Raw genomic sequence first — 23993 nt, 5'->3', positions numbered from 1 at the left:
GCTCCCGGACCGTTTGGCGGTTTCCAGCCCCACGGCCCGGTCGATCCGGGCAGGTGTTACTGGTTGAGCACTTTTTCATCGAGCGCTTCGGCAAGGGCCGTCGACATGTCCCAGAACGCCGGAACCGACAGGCGCGGATAAACGCTTTGCGGCAGAACATGCTCCTGTACGGCTTTGGGCATCAGGTCGTTGGTGACATCCGCCCGCGGAGACCGCGAAGCCTTGTTCTCCAGCTTCCAGAGCTGGAACTCCTTGCTCATCGCCATATCGATGAGAAGGAGCGCGGATGCGACGTTCTTGGCATTTGCCGGCACGAAAATGGCATCGCCCGAGCCGACCTGGCCTTTTTCCAGCAGCGTGACGCGGAAGCTCTCCGGCAACTGCTTGGTGCCGAGGAAGCTCATGACCTGGTCTTCCCAGACGGTGCCCATATAGAGCTGCTGGTTGTTGATCAGGTTGAGCGTGTCGGCGTTGCCGTTGGTCAGTTCAGCCACGGCAAGAAGACGACGGTAATAATCCCAGACCGGCGTAAGGCACTCGGACGTCATTGCCCAGTCTTCGGCCTGCTGCAGCGTCTGATTATAGTCGGTAAGCTGCTTGCGGCAGTCGCCGGTGAGATAATTGAGCGCCACCGAATAGATGAAGCCGCCGCCGGAGCCGCCCTTGGCTGGCAGGGTGACGCCAAGGCGCTTCGGGTTCTTTTCAGCCCAGACGAGAAGATCGTCGAAGCTCTTCGGCACGTCTTCGGCTTTCACGAAGGCGGAATCGTAGCCGAGTGCGGTCTGGTTGAGATGCACCAGAGGGAAACTGCCGCCATGCGCCTTGCCGAAGACGGTCTCGGCCAGTTCCGGATTGTAATTGGCCATGTTGGGCAAGATCTTCGTCAGCGGAATATTGCCGACGACGCCCTTGGAAGACAAAAGCGGATAGCCGCCGCCGCCAGCGAAATAGGCGTCGACAGGCGAATCTTGCCCAGCCGCCTGCACGGCGATGAGCTGCTGGTTCGCCTGATCTCCCTTCACGTCGCTATAGGTAACCTTGATGCCATATTTGGCCTCGAACCGGGTGATCAGTTCTTTCCACGTATCCGCGAAACTTCCGGCGAAATTGTACATCGTCACCGTGCCTTCCGCTTTGGCAGCGGGAACGACGATGTCATAGAAATTTTCGCGCGTGACCTTCGACAGATCGAAGTCGAGGTTCTTCATGTTGGTGTCCGCCGCAAGGCAAGGCGCTACCGTCGTCGCCAGCGCAAGCGCGGCGACCGCAATAAATTTAATGCTCATTGAATGGTTCCTCCTGGGGATCCGTTATTGACCGGCTTCTTATTACTACACTCTAAGTGTATTATTTATGACAGTCCAGTGAAAAATGCCGTCCCCGGCGCGCGGCCCGAGTTGCGAAGGCCTTGTGCAGCCGCTATCCAAGGCCATGACAACAGATAAGACACCGCGCCAGACCTTCGACCGCCAGCCGCTTGCCAGCGAGAATGAGCGCCTCATTCTCGATATCGTGCGCCGCCACGGCCCCATTGCCCGTGCAACAATCACCGGTCACACGAACCTGACGCAGCAATCCGTGCATCGGTTGATCGAAGGCCTGCTGGAACGCGGCCTTTTGCGTACCGGCGCACCGCTTAAAGGAACGCGTGGCCAGCCGAGCCCGACCATTGAACTGGTGCCTGAGGCGGCCTATTCGCTCGGAATTTCCATCAACACTGACTCCGTGGTGATCTGCATTGCCGATTTCCGCTGCATGGTGGTTGTCGAAGAAAAATTGCGGATGCTTCCCAGCGATCGCGAAATGACGCTTGCCGCACTGTCGCTCGCTCTGGACCGGTTGCTGGCGGACCACGGCATCCCGCGCGAACGCCTGCTCGGCCTCGGCTTTTCCATGTCGGGATTTTTCGTGTCGGAAGATCGGGCGTTCAACGCGCCGGAACCATTGCGCGACTGGTCGCTGATGGACCTGAAACCGATCCTTGAAGAGAAATTCCGTCTGCCAGTCTGGCTGGAAAACAACGCAACCACCGGCGCGATCGGCGAAAGCCTTCGCGGCGTGGGACTGTGGTGCCAGACCTTCGCCTATCTATCCTTCAACTATGGTTTCGGCGGCGGCCTCATTCTGGGAGGTCAGCCTTTCTACGGTTTTCACGGCAATGCCGGTGAATTCAGCGGCATCTTCAACCCGGATGAAGCCGACAGGCGGCCGGCGCTGCAATATCTGATCGCGACGCTACAGAAACACGGGAGCGAGATAGATTCGATCGAAGCGCTCTATCAGCATTTTGACCCTGCCTGGCCGGGCGTCGAGGAATGGCTTGAGCGGACCATGCCGCAGGTGGACCGGCTGGTGGCGAGCCTGATTGCGGTTCTCGATCCACAGGCGATCGTCTTTGGTGGACAATTGCCGCGCGCACTCGGCCGGATGATGATCGAACGTGTACACATGCCCTCGCAACGCGAACACCGTTACGGCATCGGCCCGCAGGAAGCAAAACTGGTGCTCAGCGAGACAGAAGGCGATTCCTCGGCACTCGGCGCCACATTGCTGCCGCTCAGGATCCGTTATTTCCTGTAACCAGGGTCGGCCGGGCGCGGCGATTAAACCGCGCCCGCGAAACCTTGGCCTCGCAGCCTATTCGACCACCACGGACAGCGACGAGCCGGTATAAACCGGCCGCACCTTCAAATTGCCCGCGTCGATCGCAGCGAAGGTGCCAGTCAGGCCGTCTGCGGCGATGACGTTGAAGCGCTTGCCGGCAGCGGGTGCGGCGCCATCGAAGGCGAGCCGCAGGGTTGCGCCATCAAGCGTCGCGTTGCCCTTGACCCGCAGCGGAGCCTTTTGCGGATCAAGCGCCAGCGTGCCGCCCGTCTGGGCATAATCGCCGCCAATGACGATGTCACTTTCACCGTTCAGCAAAAGCGTTCCGCCGGAGACCAGCACGCCACCTGTACCAAGCGCATTGGCGGAGGATGCCACAAGCGTTCCGTCCTGCAAGACGGTGCCGCCGCTATAGCTGTTGGCGCCGGTGAGCGTGAGCGCGCCACTGCCGGATTTGACGAGACGCCCTGCCCCGGAAATATCGTTCGTCCAGCGGTCAGCCGCATTGAACCCGCCGGCTGCAGCATCCATCGTCACGTCGACATCGCCGTTAAAGGCACCGTAACCGGCAGCGGCGGCCACCAGATTGATCCGGCCCCAGCCATTGCTGTCGTCAAGCAGCGGATAACCGGCCTCGATACCGGTGGAGAACAGGACTGCGCGGCGTTGCGCGGCATCGAGATAAGGCAGGCGTGTCTCCAGCAGAACCTCGGCACCCTTCGGCACCACCATGGGCGCATCGCCAACGGTTTTGTCGCGGCTGAAGGACATGGTCATACGCCGGCGATAATCAGCCTCGTTGATCGCCGCATCGGCAAAAGGGTCTACATCCGGTTTCGCGCTATGGGCAAAGTCGATCAGGGACTGTCCCGCTGGTAAGCGTTTGGCAAAATAGGCCTGCAATTCATCATGCGCGGTCTTCTTGAGATCGGCGTTTTTCGGATCCTGCAGAATAGCGGCGGCTATGGCGGTGGCCGTAATGCGGCCGCCGATCACGTCGACTGGCGAATGCATCCCTGCAACGATACGGCTTTCGCCAAGCTCGGAAGCGGCAGTCAGCAATTCGGAAAACCGCTCCGGCACAACGTAAGCATAAGTGATGGCAGCGAGATAGGCGGCATTGGTGTGACCGCTCGGAAAGCCGCCATCCTTGCCGCGTCCACGGTTCTCGCGCGCATATTTGAGCGCGGGCACAATGACGCCGGGATCGGTTTCGTAAGTTTCAAACTTGCGGTCGCCGATGGTCTCGGTGCCTGTCTCTATCACCTCGCCCTTGGCATTCATGCGCCATGGGCGCGGCGTGGAATAGAAATATTTCGCTGGCGACGTCGTGCCTTCCGGGCCACGCATTACCTTCATGAGGGCCACGACATCCTTCAACTCGGAATCGGCCGCTCCAGCCTCGGTGCCCTTGTCCTCTTCCTTGCGCGTGATGACCTCGTTCGGATCGAAATCCGCCAGGGTGTGGTTGATGGTCGTCGTCGCGCCCGCGCCTTCGCGATACCACGGAGCAAGCGGCCCCATGCCGTCGATCATGCTGTAACCCTGCGAGCGGCGGTCTTTCATATAGGCGTTCAAGGCCGCGGCGGGGGTGCGGTTCTCACCGGTTACGGAAAGCACGTAACGCATGTTTTCCTGCCACACAGCGGGATTGACGGCCTTCACATGGCTGAAATCACTCGGACCGTCGCCATTGGCGCCGCCAGCCGCCCATTTTTCATCGCCCAGCGTCCAGATGCGATTAAAACCCGAGAGGATTTCGATGACGGGATTGTCGCGGTCGTCATAGGCACGGACGTCTTCGCCCTTGGCATTCTTGCCAGTCTGGTTGCGATAGGTGTCGGAAAGCGGCAGCGGATATCTTGCTGCGGGTTCGGGTACCGTAATGGCATAACCCTGACCTGCGGGTTGAGTGCGCTCGAATGCCTGTGCGTTCGGGACAAGAACCAACAATGCGACGGAGGCAAGCAAGGCCGACCGCACGAACGGAAAAGACGACATCTTCAGTTTAGCCATGACGAATCCTATGATTTCAGCGAATGACGCGTGACGAAGCGCGCACGCAGCTTCCGGCGCACCTCGCCGTCAGCGTTTATGCCGGGCGTATTGCAGTTTTTTTTCGACTTGCTGATTAAGTCAGATCGCATATGCCACAACAGCCGGCGAACAAGCGGTGACGTATGCCCGGAGCATAACTCCGGGCAGATCGAGAGCATCGTTATTTCGTGATGAAAGAACGGGCGCTCATCATTTCTTGACCGCAACGGCCTCATTGATCTTGGCGACATCGTCTTCCAGAACCTTGTAGGTCTGGTCGAGCGTCAGTTCGCCGACGATGAGCTGGCTCATGCGCTGGACGATCTGCTGATACATGGCAGTGCCACCCTTGGCGTGCTCGAATTCGCGGGCGGCCTGCGGCACATTCTTCTTGTTGTCCAGGAAGACCTTCATCGCCGCCTTGGCGTTTTCGCTCTTCAGTTTGTATTGCGGATCGACGATTTCGGCGCCCGTCAGAATCACGTAATTTTCGGCGATTTCCCGCTGCACCTTTTCAGAGCCGAGAAATTCGACGAAATGGGCGACGTCTTCGGGATATTTGGTGCGCTTGAAGCCGACAATCGCAGTGCCGCCGGGCATGGCATAGCAACCGGCATCGCCGCAGGGGGCGTTGATCGCGGTCCATTCGAAGCTGTCACCGATCTTGTTCTGGAATGGATTGACCATCCAGTTGCCGGCCAGATAGGTCACGACATTGCCGTTGACGAATTCATCGCCCATGTTCTTGTATTGCGAGCCACCCGCAGCACCCCACATTTCCTTTGGGAAGCTGCCGTTCTGCGTCCATGAATAGATGTCGGAGATGTATTTTTTCGCCGCGTCGTCAGGGAAGCTGAACTTGCCGTCCTTCACATAGGTCGCACCATAAGCGAAGGCTCCGCCGGAGAAGCGGTGGCCGGAGCGGTCCATGGTGAAGGGAATCTGCACGCCGGTCGACTTGGCAACGCGCGCGGACGCCTCGACAATCTCGCTCAATTTCGCGGTCGGGCCGGGCAAGGGTTCACCCGCCTGCTCGAACAGCGTCTTGTTGACGAAGGGCAGGTTCAGCGTCTGCGAGGCCATGTAACCGTTGATCGACTGCGGATCGTTGACACCAGGCAGACGAAGCTGGGCAAGGCTCGAGCCGTGCAGTTTGGCAAAGCCATCCGCATCCTTCATGTAGGGGCGCATGTCGAGATAGTAGGAAGCGAGCTGCCAGTCGGTGATCTTGGCAACATCCGGCCCCTCGCCCACCGCTAGCTGTACCGGCAGCTGCTTGGAAACGGCATCATAACCGGAAGACACGAAGTTGATCTTCACGCCCGGATTTGCCGCCTCGAACTCCTTGCTGAGTTCAGACATGCGCTGCACATAACCCTGGTCGTCATCCGTAAAAAGGAACGTGATCGTTCTTGTCTCGGCCTCTGCGACCGAAAGGCCGGCGATAGAGGCCAATACGAGGGCGCTAACGCCCGAAAACAGTTTCAGCATACTCATCCTCCCAATGAAAAACTTTTCACAAATCAAATTGAAGCTCCTCGTCTTAATTCGATTTCGCTTGTTTTGCGACTTGACAGAATAAACGTCAAGCTGTTTGTTTCGGCTAAATCGCACAAATCGCCGCAACAAAGCGAAAATAGATTTGTGAAAATAATTTCATAAAGATCGACGGGAGGCGATCCATTATGACGGATGGACCATTGGCGACGGGCATGTCGCAGCCCACATATACCGTGCCGCCAGGCGAAACGGTTACCGCCTGGATCGTCTCGGATCTGGTGGAAACCTCATTTCCGGGAATTGCGGCACCGGCGGAAGACCGGGTCGATTATCGCTTCATCAACGGCTTTGTGGATGTTGGCGACCTGCCCTGCCGCAAGGCCTTTCAAGAGACGATGATCGGCCGTGACATCGCGCCCGACTCCAGCTTTACGGTTTCGCACCTCAACCTGCCGGGTTCTAACCGACGCGTTGAATTCACCGGTTTCTGGCACGTTCCGACCCATGTGCAGCGCTGGCTGAAGGGCACGTTCCGCAGCGACACCACAAGACAGGCGCATTTCCGGCTGCGCACCTGCGGCGGCGTGCGCATCTGGGTGGGCGGCGTGGAACAGGTCCGCTTTGAGCCCTTTATCCGCAATGTCGAAAGCAGCCGCGATATCACGCTCGAACTTGCGGCCGGCGATAACGAAGTGCTGCTGCTTTGCGAAGATCTGGCGGAACGTGACATCATTTGGTTCTTCGAGCTTGAGGTTACGGACGCCACGCCGCTCACCGTCGTGCTGCCGGTGCCGCTCGACCGAGAAGAAACGAAACGTCTTGCCGCACTGGTGCGCGATGTTCGCCCCGCACGCGACGTTTTTTCCGGCGCGGCCCTCGAGCTGGTTTTCGGGGCAGCACCTGCCAGCGACCTTCCCGTCCACATTGCGGTGAAAAGCCACGGCCACGAGCGCGCCGCCCTTGCCGAGGTCGATACCGTGCTGAAAGCCGGGCAATCGACCCTGACGATCCCCGAGACGGCAGGCATTTCGGACGGATATCATGGCGTCAGGATCACCATCGGTTCAGGTGCCGGAACGGTAACGCGCGTCATCGACGCAGCCTTCATGGGCGATATGGCGCCACAACCGGCCGCCACCGATATTGCCGAGCGAAAGAAAGCGGCATTGTCCTTCAGCGCCCGCTTTGGTGCATGGCGCATCGGCCGCGCGCTGGCAATGGTCGCTACCGGCAGCGGTGACATGAAGACGATTTCCGGCATCGTCGACGCAACGCTGCGGTCCATCGACCGGCGCGAGGATTGCTCCGATTTCGTGCTGGTGCCACTTCTCTGGCTGGTGCGCGCCTATGGTGACCGGCTTCCCCCTCAGATGCTTGAGCGGATCAACTCTTCTATTCTCTCCTATCGCTACTGGGTGGACGAACCCGGCAACGACGTCATGTGGTTCTGGAGCGAGAACCACGTTCTGTGCTTCCATACCGGCCAGCTGCTCGCGGGAGACTATCTGCCGGACGCCATCTTCAGCGCCTCCGGGCGCACCGGCAGGGAGCAGACGGCGCTGGCCGCAGACCGGCTGCAGCGCTGGTTCGACAGCGTCGAGGCGCATGGTCTCGCCGAATGGAATTCGGCCGCCTATTACCCGGTGGATTTCATCGGCCTTCTCGCCATCGAACATTGGGCCGAACCGGAACTTGCCGCCCGCGCCCGCCACCAGCTCGATCTCATTTTCGAAATGATCGCTCTGCACACGCTTGGTGGCGTTCCCTCCGGTTCCCAGGGCAGAGCCTATGACAAGGAGCTGCGCGCCGGGCCGCTGACGGAACTTGCACCTTTTGCGCAAGTTGCCTTCGGTCAGGGCTGGCTCAACAATGGCGTCGCCTCGCTGCCGATGTTCTGCTGTGGAGATTACCTGCCGCCACCGCATCTTGCCGCCCTGTCGCAACTGACAGGCGGCCGCATGGTCGAGGCGCGTTATGCGCAGGGACTGGAGCCGGGCAAACTCGTGCTTTTCAAGAACGAAGCAGCCCAGCTTTCCACTGTGGTGGACCACAAGACAGGTCGCAAGGGCCACCAGCAGCACGTCATGGACATCAAGCTTGCCGGCCATCCGATGGCGCGGCTGTGGGTCAACCATCCCGGCGAAGATGATCCGTGGGGCACACAGCGCCCCTCTTATTGGGCCGGCAGCGGCATCCTGCCGCGCGTGGCGCAGCACCGGGATATCGCCATGATGATCTTCGATACGGATGATCACCGCAATGATTGGACCCATGCCTATCTCGGTCGCGACGGGCTGGACGAGGTGGTGACGAAGGGTAACTGGCTCATTACCCGCGCGGGCCGCGGCTTTGCAGCACTTTATGCGACCAATGGGCTTGAACCTGTAACAGCAGGTGCCACCGCCGACCGCGAGATCAGATCACCTGGCCGCCGCGCTGGCTGGATCGGCATTATCGGCTGCGGAGATACGAACGCATTCGCGCACTTCCGCGAAAGAATTCTCGCCACGCAGGTCATGTTCGACGCCGACAGGCGCCTGCTGTCTGTCACGCCGCCCGGTGGCCCCGAACTCTCCCTCAACTGGGACGGCAACTTCACCATCGGCGGGCAAGGCATGGCCTTCGACCACGAGCAGCCACAGCCACAGATCACCTTCGACAGTGCCAAAACCGCCGCAGGCAACGGCGTGGCACAGCCATTTTACTCCTAAGCGGAATGACCAGATGAACCAGCAAAGCATCGAGAAAGACACTCTCAGAACGACGATCGACAGCGTCGCCGCCGCCTTCAGCCGCCTCAAGGGCATACAGGAAGGCCTGGCAAGCGGCAGTTCCGACGGCAAGATCCAGTTCGATGAATGGGATTGGGAAGTGGGCGTTGGGCTTTACGGCTTCCTGCGTCGGGCACTTGCCGCGAACGACCAGAAAGCTCTGGACGATCTCGTGACCTGGTACGGCTGGCAGATCGATCGTGGCCTGCCGCCACGCCAGATCAACAGTTCCGCGCCAATGCTGCCGCTCGTCATCCTCACCGAACATGTCGACCGGCCGGATTTCCGGGCGCTGGTAGAAGACTGGGCCGACTGGCTTGTGCACAAATTGCCGAAAACCGAAGATGGCGGCTTCCAGCACGTGGTCAAGGAGCGGCTTAACGAGGGTGAACTCTGGGACGACACGCTGTTCATGGCTTGTCTGTTCCTTGCACGCGCCGGTGTGGTCTGCAAACGTCAGGACTGGATCGATGAGGCAGTCTACCAGTTCATGATCCATGCGCGTTACCTGTCAGACCCCGTGACCGGGCTGTGGTATCACGGCTGGACCTTCATCGGACGCCACAATTTTGCGCATGCCTTCTGGGCACGCGGCAATTCGTGGATCACCGTTGCAATCCCCGAACTCTTCGAACTGGTGCCGACGCTTGCCGAAAAGGACAAACGTTTCCTCGCCAATGTGCTTGCAAGCCAGGTGCGTTCGCTGCGCCAGTATCAGCGCGAGGATGGCATGTTCCACACGCTCCTCGACGATCCGACTTCGCCGGTCGAGACGTCGGCAACCGCTGGCATCGCCTATGGCATTCTGCGCGGCATCGAGGCAGGTATTCTCGGCGAAGAAAACCGCGCCCATGCCGAGCGGGCGCTGAAGGCGGTGCTGGGCAATATCGATGATGAAGGCGTCGTGCACGGTGTGTCGGACGGAACGCCCATGGGCCACGACCTCGATTTCTACCGCCGCATTCCCAATTTGCCGACACCCTATGGGCAGGCGCTGACGATGCTGCTGCTGATCGACGTCTTTCTGAAGAGGCCGCAGGCATCATGAGTGCTCACACCAATATCACCATAGCCGCCGAGGGCCGTGACGCCACTGCCGATATCCAGCAGGCAATAGATACAGCATCGGCTGCAGGCGGCGGCGTCGTGTCGCTCTTGGCCGGACGGCATGTCAGCGGCGGCCTCCATCTTAGAAGCGACGTGGAACTTCACCTTGCACAAGACGCTGTGCTCGCGCCGATTTCCGACTACGACGCCTATGCCCATACGTCCGTTTCTGTCATCGCCGAGGATTCCGATCGCGGCATGATCGTCGCAAAGGGCGCGAGCAACATCGCCGTCACCGGCCCCGGCCGTATCGAGGCTGGCGGTGAGAACTTCATCATCGGTGACGACGAAGCCATGGGAACCTATGTGCCCGCGAAAAAGAGGCCGCGTGTCATGGTTCTGGAATCCTGCCGCGACGTTCGCCTTGAAAACCTCGTCGTCAGCGGTTCGCCAATGTGGACCCTGCACATGGTCGATTGCGAAGATCTGAGTTTCCGCAACATCCGTGTCGAAAACGATCGCCGCCTGCCCAACACCGACGGCATCGTGCTGGATGCCTGCCGGCGCGCACTGATCGAGGATTGCTCCATCTCCACCGCCGATGACGGTATCTGCCTGAAGACCAGCGCCGGACCGGATGGCAAGGCTGTTGGCGCCTGCGCCGATATCACGGTTCGCCGCTGCACTGTCTCAAGCATGAGCTGCGCCTTGAAGCTCGGCACGGAATCCTTCGGCGATTTCACCGATGTGGCGTTCGAGGACTGCAAAGTCATCGCATCCAATCGCGGCATCGGCCTTTTCTCCCGCGATGGCGGCGCCATGCGCAATATCCGCTTTTCGCGGATCGAGGCGGAGTGCCACGAAACGCCGGGCGGGTTCTGGGGATCGGGCGAAGCCGTGACTGTCACCGTGGTAGACCGCCGGCCGGAACGTCAGGCCGGTAAGGTTGAAAACCTTGTGGTGGAAGACCTGAACGGCTCGATGGAAGGGGCGATAAACCTCGTCGCCACCTCGAGCGCCGGCATCCACAATGTCACGCTCGCGCGCATTTCACTGTCGCAGCAGCCCGGCAAACTCAGCACCGGCCTGCAATATGATCTTCGCCCGACCAATGCGGACATTGCGCCAAGTCCGGAGGCTGCCGGCCGCGCCAATGCCTGGACACGCAGCGCCGACGGCAGGATCGTCGGACTTGAAGATTACCCCGGCGGCATGCCTGCGGTCTATCTGTCCGGCGTTCACGGATTTTCTGCGCGCGACGTTGCCATTGGAAGAACGATGCCCTTACCCGAGGGCTGGAATGCAAAAGAGATCGTCGCAGAGACGACCTTGCCCGAAGGGAGCAGGTAATGGGAAGTCTAAAGCTGGAAAACCTCAACAAGGCATTCGGTGCCGTTCATGTCCTGCATGATATCGATCTTCAGATCGAGAACGGGGAATTCGTCGTTTTCGTCGGTCCTTCCGGCTGCGGAAAATCCACGCTGCTGCGCATCATCGCCGGCCTTGAGGATGTGACGTCAGGCACCATCGGCATTGGCGGACGCGATGTCAGCGCGCTCTCGCCGGCCGAGCGCAAGATCGCCATGGTCTTCCAGTCCTATGCGCTCTATCCACATATGAGTGTGCGCAAGAACCTCGCCTTCGGCCTTGAAAACCTGCGTTTCAAGCGGGCGGAAATCGAAAGCCGCATCAACGAGGCGGCACGCATGCTGGCCATCGAACCCTATCTCGACCGCAAGCCGAAACAGCTTTCCGGCGGCCAGCGCCAGCGCGTCGCCATCGGCCGCGCCATCGTGCGCGAGCCTGACATTTTCCTGTTTGACGAGCCGCTGTCGAACCTCGATGCGGCGCTGCGCGTGCAGACACGCGCCGAAATCACAAGGCTGCATCGCGATATCAAGACGACGATGATCTATGTGACCCACGATCAGGTGGAAGCCATGACCATGGCCGACAAGATCGTGGTGCTGCGTGCTGGCCGCATCGAACAGGTTGGCAGCCCGCTCGAGCTTTTCGACAATCCGCGCAACCTCTTCGTCGCCGGCTTCCTCGGTTCACCGCGCATGAACATATTAAAGGGCACATTCGTCGCCGGCAGCGACGGCGGCTTCGCAATCGACACCGGATACGGCGTGTCCCTGCCCTGCCTCGTCGATCCCGCCGTGGCTACCCCCGGACAGGCAGTTCTGGCGGGCATCCGCCCCTCGCATTTTGTCATCACGCAGGAAAGGGGCCTGCCCTTCGAGGTGCAGTATCACGAGAGCCTCGGCACCGAGACCTATCTCTACGGCAATCTTCAGGGCCAGAAAGAGCAGATCATCGTGCACCAAGCTGGCCACTTCGCACCCGCTTCAGGCTCAGTTCTGAACATCATGCCGGCGCGCGAAAGGGTGCATGTCTTCGACCCCGAAACCGAACTGGCGCTGCCGCGCCTTGACAGCCACGGGAGAGACTAGCATGGCCAATCCGACGCTTGCGAGACTGTCCGACCGCGTGCTCGACGCCGTGATGGCGATTGCCGAAGTGCCGCTCAACCTCATAGAGCGGCTGATCGGCAAAAGACGCATGCCCTATATTTTCCTGATGCCGAACCTCGTTCTCTTCGGCATCTTCACCTTCCTGCCGATTGCCATTGCCGTCGGTTACGCCTTTACCGGCGGCACCGAGCTGCTGATCACCGACCGCCCCTTTGTCGGTCTGGAGAATTTCGGCAAGCTGCTCGATTGCCAGAGCTATATGGACCCCGGAAGCTGCCGGGAATCGCTGTTCTGGACAGCGATCTGGAACACGCTCTGGTTCGTCGGCTTCAACGTTGTCGCCACGCTGTTCGTCGCGCTGGTCACGGCCCTCATTCTTAACAGGGCGATTGCCGCGCGCGGCTTCTTCCGCGCCATGTTCTTTTATCCCGTGCTGCTGTCACCTGTCGTCATCGGCCTCATCTGGAAATGGTTTCTTGACCGCAACGGACTGCTGAACGCCTTCTTCCAGATGCTCGGCGTGCCGCCGGAAATCTTCCTGCTGGATGTCGGCTGGTCGCGCTTCTTCGTCGTGGTCGTATCCGTCTGGTTCCACATGGGCTTTTACACGCTCATCCTGCTGGCCGGGCTGCAGGCCATTCCCAAAGACCTTTATGAGGCAGCCGCAATCGACGCCGCTTCGCCCCGGCGCACATTGCTGCGCATCACCCTGCCGCTGCTGGCTCCCAACCTTCTCGTCGTACTGATCCTTTTGATGATCCGCTCAGTGCAAATATTTGATGAGGCCTGGGTTTTGACCAATGGCGGCGGGCCGGGCACGGCCAACACGTTCGTGGTGCAATATATCTACCAGATGGCCTTCGGCAGCGATCTCAGGCTCTTCGGCCTCGCATCCGCCGCATCGGTTCTGATGGGCCTTGTTCTTCTCGCGCTGACGCTCGTGCAACTGCGCCTCGGCAAAAAGATGGAGTCCTGATCATGTCCGGCAATATGAACGCAGTCACTTTCCTGACGCGAACCCGCCGCCCCGGCAGGATCGGTCTCACCGATATTCTCTCCTGGGTGTGGCTCATCGGCGGCACGCTCGCGGTGTTGATACCCGTCGTCTGGGCCGCGATGTCCTCGCTGAAGCCGGAAGCCGAGATCACACGGTTTCCGCCGAGCCTTCTGCCGCGCGCCGCCGTGCAGGTGGAAGTTCCAGGTTATGACAGGCCGCTCAGCCTCTGGACCGTCACCATCGACGGCATGGAGCGGGAGATGGCCATGGTCCGGCGCGTTGGCATCAAGGCGCAGATGGTGGATCCGGCCAATCCCGGCCCGCCGGTCAGCGTCGACACGCGCGAAATGTCGCCCGTCCAGAAACTGACGATCGCGACGCAGAATTTCACCGATCCCTTGACCCAGTTCAACTTCCTGACTTTCCTGAAAAACTCGGTCTTCGTCACTGTTGTCGCGACCGTTTTAACCTTGATCGTCAACGCCATGGCGGCGTTTGCTCTCTCGAAATACCGCTTCCGCGGCGAGAAGGCGATTTTCGTGCTGATCATCTCCACGCTGATGATCCCTCTTACCGTCGTCATGGTGCCAGCCTATCTTGTTATCGTCGGTGTCGGCCTCGTCGACAATCTCTGGGGTGTCATCATTCCCACCGTCGCGACACCAACCGGCGTGTTCCTGCTCAGGCAATATATGCTGACGATCCCGGACGAACTGATCGAAGCCGCGCGCGTCGATGCGGCCAGCGAATTCCGCATCTTCTGGCGCATCATCCTGCCGCTGACGGCACCTGCACTAGCGGTTCTCGCAATCTTCTCGGTGCTGTGGCGCTGGAACGACTTCCTCTGGCCGTTGATCGTCCTCAGCAGCCGCGAGAACTTCACACTGCAGGTGGGTCTGAACGCCTTCCAGGGCGAGTTCTCGGTGCAATGGCACTATATTCTCGCCATGACCTTCCTCAGCCTGGCGCCGGTTACCGTCGTGTTCCTGTTCCTGCAACGCTATATCACGACAGGCATTGCTGGGACGGGCATGAAGTAAAAGCTCGGTATCACTTGGGGGGCGGTGCGATGCTGCCCCTCAGCACAAGTCGACAGCCAAGTTCCAGCCGGTGCGCAGGCCGGGTCGGGTCGGCGGCGACAAGCCGCTGCTCCAGCAGGGAAAGTGCCGCACCACCCAGCCTGTCGGCGGGCAATTGAATGGTGCTGAGCGGCGGCGCACTGAAGGCCGCCGGCATGATATCGTCAAAACCCAATACCGAAACGTCATCGGGAACCCGGACACCGGCTTCCGTCAGTGCTTTCAGACAGCCGAGCGCCAGATTGTCGGCAGCGCAGAAAATCGCCGTTGCATTTCTGAGCGGGCGCTCCTCGGCCAGCAGGCGACGAATGGCGGTTTCGCCCCATTGGGGTTCATAACTCTCCACCTCAATGACCATATCCGCAGGCACCGGAAACCCCGCCGCAAGAAATGCGTCGCTATAGCCGTCGTAACGGCGGCGGATCGTCGTGCGCCCCTTCCAGGTAATGTGCAGAATATTGCGGTGCCCAAGGGAAAGCAGGTGCTCGATGCCGAGGCGGGCGCCGAAACGGTTCTCGGCCGTCACCGTATCGACGATCATGGCCGGGTCCTCGCCATTGATCAGCACCACCGGTTTGCCGAGCGCCGAAAGCGCCTGAACCAGTTGCGACCGGTCATCGTTCAACACCACGATGCCATCCACGTTGTCGGCATCCGCCGCCTGCGCCACCGCGACAGGGTCAAGCCGGCTTGTGGCGCTGACGAAGGGAACGATGCGAATGCCGCGCCGTTCGCATTCGCGCCGAAAGCCGTTCAGCATCGTCCAGCTGACCATGTTGAGATCACTTTGCGGAGCCGCATCGTTGGTCATTGCCAGCAACACCACGCGCAAGGTCGCAATCGTCGCCTTCTGCCGGCGGTTTTCGAGATAACCGAGCGAACGGGCCGCTTCCAGCACCCGCTCGCGCACCAGCGTGGTCAAGGGGGCCGTGCCGTTAAGGGCGTGCGAAGCGGTGCTAAGCGAAACATTCGCCTGCTGCGCCACATCCTTAAGCGTCGTTTTCCTGTCTATTTTCATAAAAGGGAAATTCACCCGCTCTTTTAAGGATGGGGCGGGCAAGAAACCGGCACAAAGCAGTTGATTTCAAGAATACCCGAGCCCGATTGCTGCTCTGTTTTGTCACGCAAAGATTACAGCATCATCCGTAAAAGCGGAATTGATTTCTCTGTGTTTTCTACCAATCAGCCTGTATTCGAACGCAAGCACCGCCTGCAGCAAACCGCAGGCGGTGAGGCGGTCATAGCGCCTGGGAGATATGGTCGATACTGTCTCTGACGGCAGCAGCCGGGTCTTTCAACTCATGCACCTCAGCCGCGAAAGGCTCGAAGCTGTAAGGCCCCTTGTAGCCAGCTGCCTCCAGCGTCCTGATCTGGGCAAGATTCTCCAGCCGGTCGTCGCTATCCACCAGAACGCGGTGGGCGTCCAGCATGTCGGCGACGGAGACAGCGGGGTCTGTCACGCCTGATATGTGGACGAGGCCGGTGCGTTCGGGGAAAAACACCGTCTCTCCTGCCAGATGATGATGGAAAGTGTCGTGCACCAGCCTGTAGACATCGCCCCCGCCTGCCGCGTCGATGGCCTTGACGGCCTCAGCCTTGGTGCGCAGCGACGAGACGGGGAAACCGAGTGGTTCGACAAGGCCGGTCAGCCCACGTTCCTCGAGGATGGGCTTCATGGCCTTGAGCGCGGCCACGAGATCGTCGAACGGTACCTGTCGGCCCTCGTTGAGCGGGCACATGACAAGCGCCTTCGCACCACTTGCGGCGGCGTAATCAGCCATCACGACTGCCCTTTTTGGCAGATCGCCCGACCAGACGTTGAATGGATAAAGCGCGTTGATGGAGATGATGGTCACGCCGGCCTTTTCGGCCGCGGCCTTCACGGCAGCCGGGTCCACCGTGCCGACGATGTCAGGCAGGTCGTTGCGGATTTCAACTTCGCTAAGGCCAAGATTGCGCGCTGTCGCGAAGAAGTCCTCGAGGGAGAGTTTTGGTGCGGTGATGTGGTTGATGGCAAAACGCATGAGATATCCTCACTTATAAAGGGCAGGACGCGCGGGAAGGTCGATGGCGACCGCAGCGCCACCGGTTTCCTGCGCGGCGACGCAGGCATCGGATGTGATGGCGGCCACGTAACCGTCCCAGGAATTAGGTCCGGCCGCGGTGCCCTTCGCCGCCGCATGGATGAAATCCTGCAGCTCGACATCATAGCTCGCGATAAAGCGATCCTTCCAGTCTGTCAGGATATCGTTCTGTAGCTTGGCGCCAAGGCGGGTCTGGACGGACATCGGTTCCGGCAGGCTGGCGATGCCATCCTCTCCCACCACCTGGCACTGAATATCATAGCCATAATGGCAATTGACGAAAATTTCGACGTCGATGAGCGTGCCCCTGGTGGTCTCCAGAATGACGATCTGCGGATCCTTCAGCCGCGCATGGCTTCTGGCTGCCGAGCGGGGAAGGAGAACCCGCGCCGAAACATAGTCATCGTCGAGCAGCCAGCGCAGCACGTCGATCTCGTGGATCATCGTGTCGTGGATGGCCATAGCAGTCACATATTGCTCCGGAACCGCCGGATTGCGATGGGCAGCGTGCACCATGATCGGCGCGCCGATCTTGGTGTCGACGGCCTGTTTCAACGCCACATAACCGGCGTCATAACGGCGCATGAAGCCCACCTGAACCAGCCGCTTGCCCTGCGCCACCTCGGCGTCAACGATGCGCTTTGCCCCTTCCGCCGTTGTCGCCAGCGGCTTTTCGCAAAAGCAGGGCTTGCCGGCGGCAATGGCCGCCAGCACATATTGCTCATGCGTTGCACCCCAGGAGGTCACCAGAACGGCGTCCACATCCGGCGATGCAATCAGTTCCTCGCCGGTGGCGAAAATGACGGCGTCCGCAGCAATGTCGTTCTTCACCGCCTCGGCGGATGCAGGGTTGACGTCACTCAGCGCCACGACCTTTGCGCCTCCGAGGACCTTGTTGATGCGGCGGGCATGGTCACGGCCAATCGCGCCGGTGCCGATGACACCAATTCTCACAGTCATGGGAAAAACCTCACTTGCGGTATTTTTCGATATAGTTGTTGATCTCGGCGCACATGAACCTGCCCGATTCATCGGCCCTGTCCTCCCAGGCAAAAACACAGGAGGTCATGATGCCGTCGAAGCCGATTTCGGAAAGCGTGCCGAAGAAGTCGTCCCACGGCACCTCACCCTGGCCGATGTTCAAGTGCTGGTGCACGCGCGCCTGCGTGCCGGGCGGGTTGAGAATGTAGCGCAGCCCTGAACTGGCCTTGTGATTGAAGGTGTCACCGACATGCACGTGGGCGAGCACATCCTTCGCTTCGCGCAGCATCGCCTTGGTGTCGTCGCCGAAATAGAAGGTGTGCGGGGCGCAATAGAGAAACTTCACATTCTTCGAATTGACGGTGCGGATGATGTCGAGCGCCGGCTGAAGTGTCTCGCACCAGTCTTCCGGATGCGGCTCGACATGCAGATTGATGCCTTCGCGCTCGAAGATCGGCACAAGTTCTTCCATTGAACGCCACCAGGCATCCTCGCAGGCCTCGATCATCGAGCCGGTATGGCAGCAATAGCAGGAACCCTTGTCGGGATGCGGTCCACGGCCAAATTCGGAGTTCATCGTATCGACCTCCAGCTCGACGGCGATCTCGATGGCGCGTTTCCAGTGTTTTACTGCCGCCTGCCGCTCGGTCTCGTCATTGGAGGCCCAGCGATACATCGGCAGCAGCGAGGCAATCTTGACGTTTTCGGCCGCCAGCGCCTTCTTGAACGAGCGGATCCTTTCGGGAAACACGCGTGGCGCCTTGAACCATTCGAGGAAATCGGCGCGCGGGCTGAGTTCGATCCAGTCGTAGCCGAGCTCCCTAACTTTGGCGGGAAGGGCTTCGAGGCTGAGATGGCGGTGCATGAACGGGTCGATGGCGATGCGCATTTACGCTTCCTTGTCGTCGGTATCTGTTGAGGTCGTTGCGGACAGGTTAGGCCGCGGTCCGGGAGAAGAGACCGCGGCCTTGGGCCTGCTTGTCCATGAGCGGCCCCTTGGTTTATTGCCGGCATTCCCAGTGAATGCTGGCCTCAGTTCTTCGCCTGATAATCCTTGAGGTTGGCGGGCGTGACGAGTTCGAAGGGCACGAAGACCTTCTTGTCGATCGTCTCGCCCTTCGCGAGTTTCAGCGCGGCATCCACCGCGCCCTTGCCCTGGCCGGCGGCATTCTGGAAAACACTGACATCCAGTTCGCCCGCCGCCATCGCGGCAAGTGCATCCTGGGTCGCGTCGATACCCGCAATGATGACGCCGTCCATCGGCCGGCCGGTCGCCTTCAGCGACTGGATCGCGCCGATCGCCATCTCGTCATTGTTGGAAATCACCGCATCGAACTCAACGCCAGCCGAGAGCCAGTTGGTCATCAGGTCCGACCCCTGCGTGCGCGACCAGTTGGCGGATTGCTCCTCAACGAGCTTGATGAAGCTGCAATCCGGAGTGGCGACGACCTCCTTGATGTCCTCAGTCCGCATGCGCGCTGCCTGGTTGGAGAGCTCGCCCATCATCACCACGGCCTTGGCTTCCGTCTTGCCGGCAGCCTTCAGAAGCCGGCAGACTTCCTGCGTCTGCAACGTTCCCGACTGTTTTTCATCGGAAGCGACGAAGGCCTGCTTGTCCGGCAGGTTGTCGAGATTGACCGGCTGGCGGTTGACGTAGACAAGCGGAATGCCGGCTGCGGCAGCCGCCTGCGAAAGCGCCACCGTCGCATCCGTATCGACGGGATTGACGATGATGGCGTCGACGCCAGCCGCGACAAAGTTCTGCACCTGGCTCAATTGTTTGCCGACATCGTTCTGGGCGTCCTCGATCTGCAGCGAGACACCGTTCATGCGCTTCGAATAGTCGATCATGCCGTTACGCAGCACGGTCAGGAAATTGTCGTCGAACAGGGCCATCGAAACGCCGATGGTCTGAGCCGAAGCCGTGGTCGCCAGCATGGTGGCCAGAGCCGCAATCGCAAAATGTCTTTTCATGTCATCCTCCTCCGAAACTCTTGAAAAGAAACCGGTCGCACAGCCGCAAGTGCATCGCGCCACAGCCGATCGCCGGCAAAAGGATACCCGTCGCCGAAGATGGAAATCTGCGGCGTTTGGCAACCTTGAAACATCGTTATTGTCGTGGATCAGCCTCCTGCCCGCTCCACATGCCGGCAACATGATCCTAGTCCGGGGCCGGCGTCAACGCGTCTTCGGCGGGCAAAACCATCATGGCTGATAGAAATAGACGCGGCATTTATGATAAAATCTATCAAACGATCAAAGGCTCTCAGGAACCCATAGATGAGCGGGCACAAATCTCTGTCCCGGCGTTTCCGCCATGCCGTGTTCGATGGTATGAACCATCGTGGCAACAAGGTCCGTGCACAGTTCGCGAAGCGGTGTCTGGAACACGCCGGTAATACGCCGCTCAAGCAGCGCCTGACGCGATTCCGGCGTCAACTCGTTGACGAGGCAGACGATGGTTTCCTGGCGGTTCTCCTGCTGCAAGGCCTCGATCACACCTTCCATGCCGCCGCCGATGCAATAGATGCCGACGAGATCTTGGTGTTTGGCGATGGTGTCCATGACAAGCTCGTAGGTCAGCCGCCGCGTTTCCAACGTGATCAGCGCATCCATCACCTCAAATTCCGGCGCATATTCCCTGATATAGCTGCGAAAACCGGTTTCCCGCAGTGAATGGCCGTGAAAACGGTGGCCTCCGAGCAATAGCAGCACCTTGCCCTTGCTGCGCGCCAGCCGCGAGATCATCCAGGCCGCCGTGCGCCCGACCTTCATGTTATTCGCGCCAAGATAGGCCTCCCGCACACCCTGCGCGAAATCGGAAAGCAGCGAAAAGGTGGGAATACCCTTCGCCTTCAGCGCCTCAACGGCCGCCGTAACGTCATGATGGTCAGGCCCGGTGGCCGCAACGGCCTGCACCCGACCTTTCATGCCGGACAGAAGGGCCGCAAGCTCGCTCGGCTCGCCCGACTGCGCAAATTCGATGCGCAGGTTCAGATGGCGATCCCGCACGTTGCGCGCCGCAAGCTCCAGCTCATCGGCAAATGCCTGGTAAAAGGAGTGCCGTTCTTTCCGCAGAATGATTCCGAGATTATAGGACGGCAGATCGGCCAGCATGCGCTGGCGGATGATGTTGGTGGCATGAAAACCGATCTTTTCCGCCGCCTCGAACACCCGCCGCGAGGTTTCCTCCCGCACCGGCAGGCGACCATTCAATACCCTGTCGACAGTCGCAACGCTGACGCCGGCGGCGTTTGCAACATCTGTGATTGTTGGACGCTTCATGAAGACACCCCTTACACGGAAAGAATCCTGTCATACCCCGCAAAACATGTCACGGATCATGATAGAATCCAACGCAAACCGAGATTTCGGCAAGGGGTGCCATAACGCGCGGCATAAATATTGATGGCTGGGGTGTCCGGTGCGAGGCCTGCTTTTCCACTTCCCTCATCTCTGCGCTTGTCACAGAGATCCAGCCAGCCCAAGTCCTTGGGCTGAAAAGACTCCCTCCGCCGCGCAGGCGCGCGTCGGCTGGATTCCTGTGACAAGCACAGGAATGAGGGGAGTTGGAATGCACCAACGCGAGAAAATCATGCGTGGAGTTCCTGAGCACCTGCCGACATATGTGAAGACACGGCGGCAGCGGCATCCGGACCGTTCAACAGAACCGAATGCCGCGGTCCCGTCAGACCCGCTCGAGCGCCACGGCAATGCCCTGCCCGACGCCGATGCACATGGTCGAGAGCGCATAACGCTTGCCGGTCAGAGAAAGCTCGAGTGCTGCGGTGCCGGCAATGCGCGCACCGGACATCCCAAGCGGATGCCCAAGCGCAATCGCCCCGCCATTTGCATTCACCCGCGCATCGTCATCGGCAATGCCGAGCTGGCGAAGCGTTGCGAGACCCTGGCTGGCGAAGGCTTCGTTCAGCTCGATCACGTCAAGCTCTTCCTGTTTCAGGCCGAGACGCGCCAGAAGCTTGGCTGAGGCAGGCGCGGGGCCAATGCCCATGACGCGCGGCGGAACGCCGGCAGTTGCTCCGCCGAGAATGCGGGCAATCGGCGTCAGGCTGTATTTCTTTGCGGCTTCAGCCGAAGCGATGATGAGAGCCGCCGCACCGTCATTGACGCCGGATGCATTGCCCGCCGTCACTGTCGCACCGTCGCGCTTGTTGACAGGCTTCAGTTTTGCAAGGGCTTCAAGGCTCGTCGCGCGCGGATGTTCGTCTTTAGACACCACCAGCGGATCGCCCTTGCGCTGCGGGATCGTGACCGAGACGATTTCCTTGTCGAGGCGGCCATTGGCCTGCGCGTCGGCTGCCTTTTGCTGGCTGCGAACGGCAAAGGCGTCCTGATCTTCGCGGGAGACCTGATAATCGACGGCGACGTTATCACCGGTCTCCGGCATGGAATCGACGCCATATTGCGCCTTCATCAGCGGGTTGACGAAACGCCAGCCGATGGTCGTGTCGTAGATTTCGGCGTTGCGTGAAAAGGCGCTTTCGGCCTTGGGCAGCACGAAGGGCGCGCGGCTCATGCTTTCCACGCCGCCTGCGATCATCAATTCCGCCTCGCCGGATTTGACGGCACGGGTAGCGGCGATGACAGCGTCCATGCCCGAACCGCACAACCGGTTGATCGTGGTTCCGGTCACCGAAACCGGCAGGCCGGCCAGCAGCAGCGACATGCGGGCAACATTGCGGTTATCTTCGCCCGCCTGGTTGGCGCAGCCGAAGATCACGTCCTCGACGGCTTCCCAATCCATGGACGGGTTACGCTCGACAAGCGCCCGCAAGGGCACAGCACCGAGATCGTCAGCCCGCACTGAAGACAATGCACCGCCGAAACGGCCGATCGGTGTGCGGATATAGTCGCAGATGAATGCATCGGTCATCGGTTGTTCCTCAAAGTTCCGGGGCGACAAGATCGGCGACTTCGCCATCGACATGGAGAGGCGCGCCGGTCATGGCCTGCAATTCATCGAAGCTCATGTCAGCCAGTTTTTCGCGCAAAACGAAACGGCCATCCACGACGTCAATCACCGCATGGCTGGTGTAGATGCGGGTGATGCAGCCGACGCCGGTCAGCGGAAAGGCGCATTTGTCGACAAGCTTCGGCTCGCCGTTCTTCGTCACATGTTCGGTGATGACGAAAACCTGCTTGGCGCCATGCACCAGATCCATGGCGCCGCCAACGGCGGGCACGCCCTTGGAGCCAACGCGCCAATTGGCGAGATCACCATTCTGCGCCACCTGATAGGCGCCGAGGATCGCCACATCCAGATGCCCGCCGCGCACCATGGCGAAGCTGTCGGCATGGTGGAAGAAGGAGGCACCCGGCTTCAGCGTCACGGCCTTCTTGCCGGCATTGATGAGGTTCCAGTCCTCTTCACCTTCCGGCGGCGCTTCGCCGAAATTCAGGATGCCGTTTTCGGTGTGGAAGATAGCCTGACGGCCGGGCGGCTGGTAACGGGCGACCATTTCGGGAAAACCGATGCCGAGATTGACGTAAGCGCCATCCTCGATGTCCTGCGCCGCGCGCCAGGCGATCTGGGCGTTGGAAAGCTTGATATCGTCGCGAGTGTTGATTGGCTGGGTCATGCGTAGGCTACTCCCGCGCGAATGAGGACTTCTTCCTGTTGCGGATCGGCGATCTGCACGACGCCGTTGACGAAAATGCCGGGCGTGACGACATGCTCGGGGTCGATCTCGCCGGCAGCGACGATCTTGGAGACCTGGGCAATGGTGGTGGCTGCCGCCATGCACATCAGCGGGTTAAAATTGCGCCCCGCCTTGTTGTAGGTGAGATTGCCGTAGGTATCGCCAAGCTCAGCCTTGACGATGGCGAAATCCGCCTTCAGCCAGCGTTCCTGAACATACGACCGGCCGTCGAATTCGGCGATCGGCTTGCCATTGGCAAGCTCCGTGCCAAAGGCAGTCGGGGTGTAGAATGCCGGAATGCCGGCGCCACCGGCACGGATACGCTCGGCAAGCGTGCCCTGCGGCACAAGTTCCAGCTCGATTTCGCCGGCCAGATATCTGTCGGTGAAAGCGCGCGGATCGGAAGAGCGCGGAAACGAGCAGATCATCTTCTTGACCATGCCCGCATCGATCATTGCGGCAATGCCGATACGGCCATTGCCGGCGTTGTTGTTGATGACCGTCAGGTTTTTCGGTCCCTTGTCGATCAGGGCGTGGATCAGCTCGATGGGCGCGCCGGAGCCGCCAAAACCGCCGATCATCACCGTCGCGCCGTCGTCGATACCGGAAATGGCATCAGTCGCGCTTTTGATTGTCTTGTCCATATCAATCCTCCATCCAGCCTAGCAATGGGAACTCGCAAGGCTGCTTGGCGCAGAGCTAAATCCGAATCCGCCTCGACGGCAACAATTTTGTGCGTTATATGATTTTTGTTCG

19 protein-coding genes are annotated in these 23993 nt (G+C 60.1%); 7 read left to right on the top strand and 12 right to left on the bottom strand.

The features are described 5' to 3' along the window. Positions 1-56 precede the first annotated feature (56 nt). Positions 57-1286, bottom strand: coding sequence for an ABC transporter substrate-binding protein (locus ACQZ45_RS14765; RefSeq protein ID WP_065688509.1), 1230 nt, complete (start codon positions 1284-1286; stop codon positions 57-59). A 145-nt stretch (positions 1287-1431) separates the two neighbouring features. Here ACQZ45_RS14765 and ACQZ45_RS14760 point away from each other — a divergent pair, with 145 nt between their 5' ends. Beyond that, positions 1432-2580: an ROK family transcriptional regulator gene (locus tag ACQZ45_RS14760; protein ID WP_065688625.1), complete on the top strand. Its 1149-nt coding sequence runs from the start codon at positions 1432-1434 to the stop codon at positions 2578-2580. A 57-nt stretch (positions 2581-2637) separates the two neighbouring features. On the opposite strand, the gene ACQZ45_RS14755 is transcribed toward ACQZ45_RS14760, so the two are convergent. Then, positions 2638-4620, bottom strand: a complete 1983-nt coding sequence (locus ACQZ45_RS14755) for a phosphatase PAP2 family protein (protein WP_065688508.1) — start codon at positions 4618-4620, stop codon at positions 2638-2640. Between the two features lie 231 nt (positions 4621-4851). Next, on the bottom strand, positions 4852-6132 hold the full coding sequence (locus tag ACQZ45_RS14750; protein WP_004431072.1) for an ABC transporter substrate-binding protein: 1281 nt from the start codon (positions 6130-6132) through the stop codon (positions 4852-4854). A 194-nt stretch (positions 6133-6326) separates the two neighbouring features. Between ACQZ45_RS14750 and ACQZ45_RS14745 the strand changes: the two genes are divergently transcribed. From ACQZ45_RS14745 to ACQZ45_RS14720, 6 genes are read left to right on the top strand one after another with little or no spacing between them, the layout of a single operon-like run. Further along, complete coding sequence (locus ACQZ45_RS14745) at positions 6327-8852, top strand: hypothetical protein (protein ID WP_065688507.1); 2526 nt, start codon at positions 6327-6329, stop codon at positions 8850-8852. A 13-nt stretch (positions 8853-8865) separates the two neighbouring features. Then, a complete protein-coding gene (gene bglB / locus ACQZ45_RS14740) occupies positions 8866-9960 on the top strand; it encodes a beta-galactosidase BglB (protein ID WP_013762386.1) in 1095 nt (364 codons plus the stop codon). Next, positions 9957-11309: a polygalacturonase PglB gene (pglB, locus tag ACQZ45_RS14735; RefSeq protein WP_065688506.1), complete on the top strand. Its 1353-nt coding sequence runs from the start codon at positions 9957-9959 to the stop codon at positions 11307-11309. The genes bglB and pglB overlap by 4 nt, the downstream gene beginning before the upstream one ends. Beyond that, entirely contained in the window at positions 11309-12415 is a 1107-nt protein-coding gene (locus ACQZ45_RS14730) for an ABC transporter ATP-binding protein (protein ID WP_448742314.1), read from the top strand. Before pglB ends, ACQZ45_RS14730 begins: the two co-directional genes overlap by 1 nt. Before the next feature lies 1 nt (position 12416). Next, complete coding sequence (locus tag ACQZ45_RS14725) at positions 12417-13412, top strand: carbohydrate ABC transporter permease (protein ID WP_004431062.1); 996 nt, start codon at positions 12417-12419, stop codon at positions 13410-13412. A gap of 14 nt (positions 13413-13426) precedes the next feature. Continuing rightward, a complete protein-coding gene (locus tag ACQZ45_RS14720; protein ID WP_004431060.1) occupies positions 13427-14473 on the top strand; it encodes a carbohydrate ABC transporter permease in 1047 nt (348 codons plus the stop codon). A gap of 10 nt (positions 14474-14483) precedes the next feature. Here ACQZ45_RS14720 and ACQZ45_RS14715 read toward each other — a convergent pair whose 3' ends face one another. The 9 genes from ACQZ45_RS14715 to ACQZ45_RS14675 all read right to left on the bottom strand — a co-directional run bounded on the left by ACQZ45_RS14715 (position 14484) and on the right by ACQZ45_RS14675 (position 23881). Next, complete coding sequence (locus ACQZ45_RS14715) at positions 14484-15530, bottom strand: LacI family DNA-binding transcriptional regulator (RefSeq protein ID WP_013762382.1); 1047 nt, start codon at positions 15528-15530, stop codon at positions 14484-14486. 220 nt (positions 15531-15750) lie between these two features. Next, positions 15751-16536 carry a TIM barrel protein gene (locus tag ACQZ45_RS14710; protein ID WP_076844714.1) on the bottom strand — a complete coding sequence of 262 codons (786 nt, stop codon included), beginning with the start codon at positions 16534-16536 and terminating at the stop codon, positions 15751-15753. 9 nt (positions 16537-16545) lie between these two features. Continuing rightward, positions 16546-17556 (bottom strand): Gfo/Idh/MocA family protein, encoded by a 1011-nt coding sequence (locus tag ACQZ45_RS14705; RefSeq protein ID WP_448742313.1) that lies wholly within the window; start codon positions 17554-17556, stop codon positions 16546-16548. A 10-nt stretch (positions 17557-17566) separates the two neighbouring features. Continuing rightward, positions 17567-18466, bottom strand: coding sequence for a sugar phosphate isomerase/epimerase family protein (locus ACQZ45_RS14700; RefSeq protein ID WP_004431052.1), 900 nt, complete (start codon positions 18464-18466; stop codon positions 17567-17569). Between the two features lie 143 nt (positions 18467-18609). Next, the gene (locus ACQZ45_RS14695) at positions 18610-19551 is read right to left on the bottom strand and encodes a sugar ABC transporter substrate-binding protein (RefSeq protein ID WP_309510109.1); all 942 of its coding nucleotides are present in this window, start codon (positions 19549-19551) and stop codon (positions 18610-18612) included. A gap of 282 nt (positions 19552-19833) precedes the next feature. Continuing rightward, positions 19834-20862, bottom strand: a complete 1029-nt coding sequence (locus ACQZ45_RS14690; RefSeq protein ID WP_038495107.1) for a LacI family DNA-binding transcriptional regulator — start codon at positions 20860-20862, stop codon at positions 19834-19836. Positions 20863-21265: 403 nt separating this feature from the next. Beyond that, complete coding sequence (gene pcaF / locus ACQZ45_RS14685) at positions 21266-22471, bottom strand: 3-oxoadipyl-CoA thiolase (RefSeq protein ID WP_309510108.1); 1206 nt, start codon at positions 22469-22471, stop codon at positions 21266-21268. 10 nt (positions 22472-22481) lie between these two features. After that, positions 22482-23177, bottom strand: coding sequence for a CoA transferase subunit B (locus ACQZ45_RS14680; RefSeq protein WP_013762376.1), 696 nt, complete (start codon positions 23175-23177; stop codon positions 22482-22484). Then, positions 23174-23881 (bottom strand): 3-oxoacid CoA-transferase subunit A, encoded by a 708-nt coding sequence (locus ACQZ45_RS14675; RefSeq protein WP_112515306.1) that lies wholly within the window; start codon positions 23879-23881, stop codon positions 23174-23176. The genes ACQZ45_RS14680 and ACQZ45_RS14675 overlap by 4 nt, the downstream gene beginning before the upstream one ends. Positions 23882-23993: the final 112 nt, after the last annotated feature.

The sequence above is a fragment of the Agrobacterium sp. 16-2014-1-2a genome (genome assembly GCF_053522705.1).
Note: the sequence above shows the minus strand (reverse complement) of the source record. Positions and strands in the feature narration are given on the sequence as shown.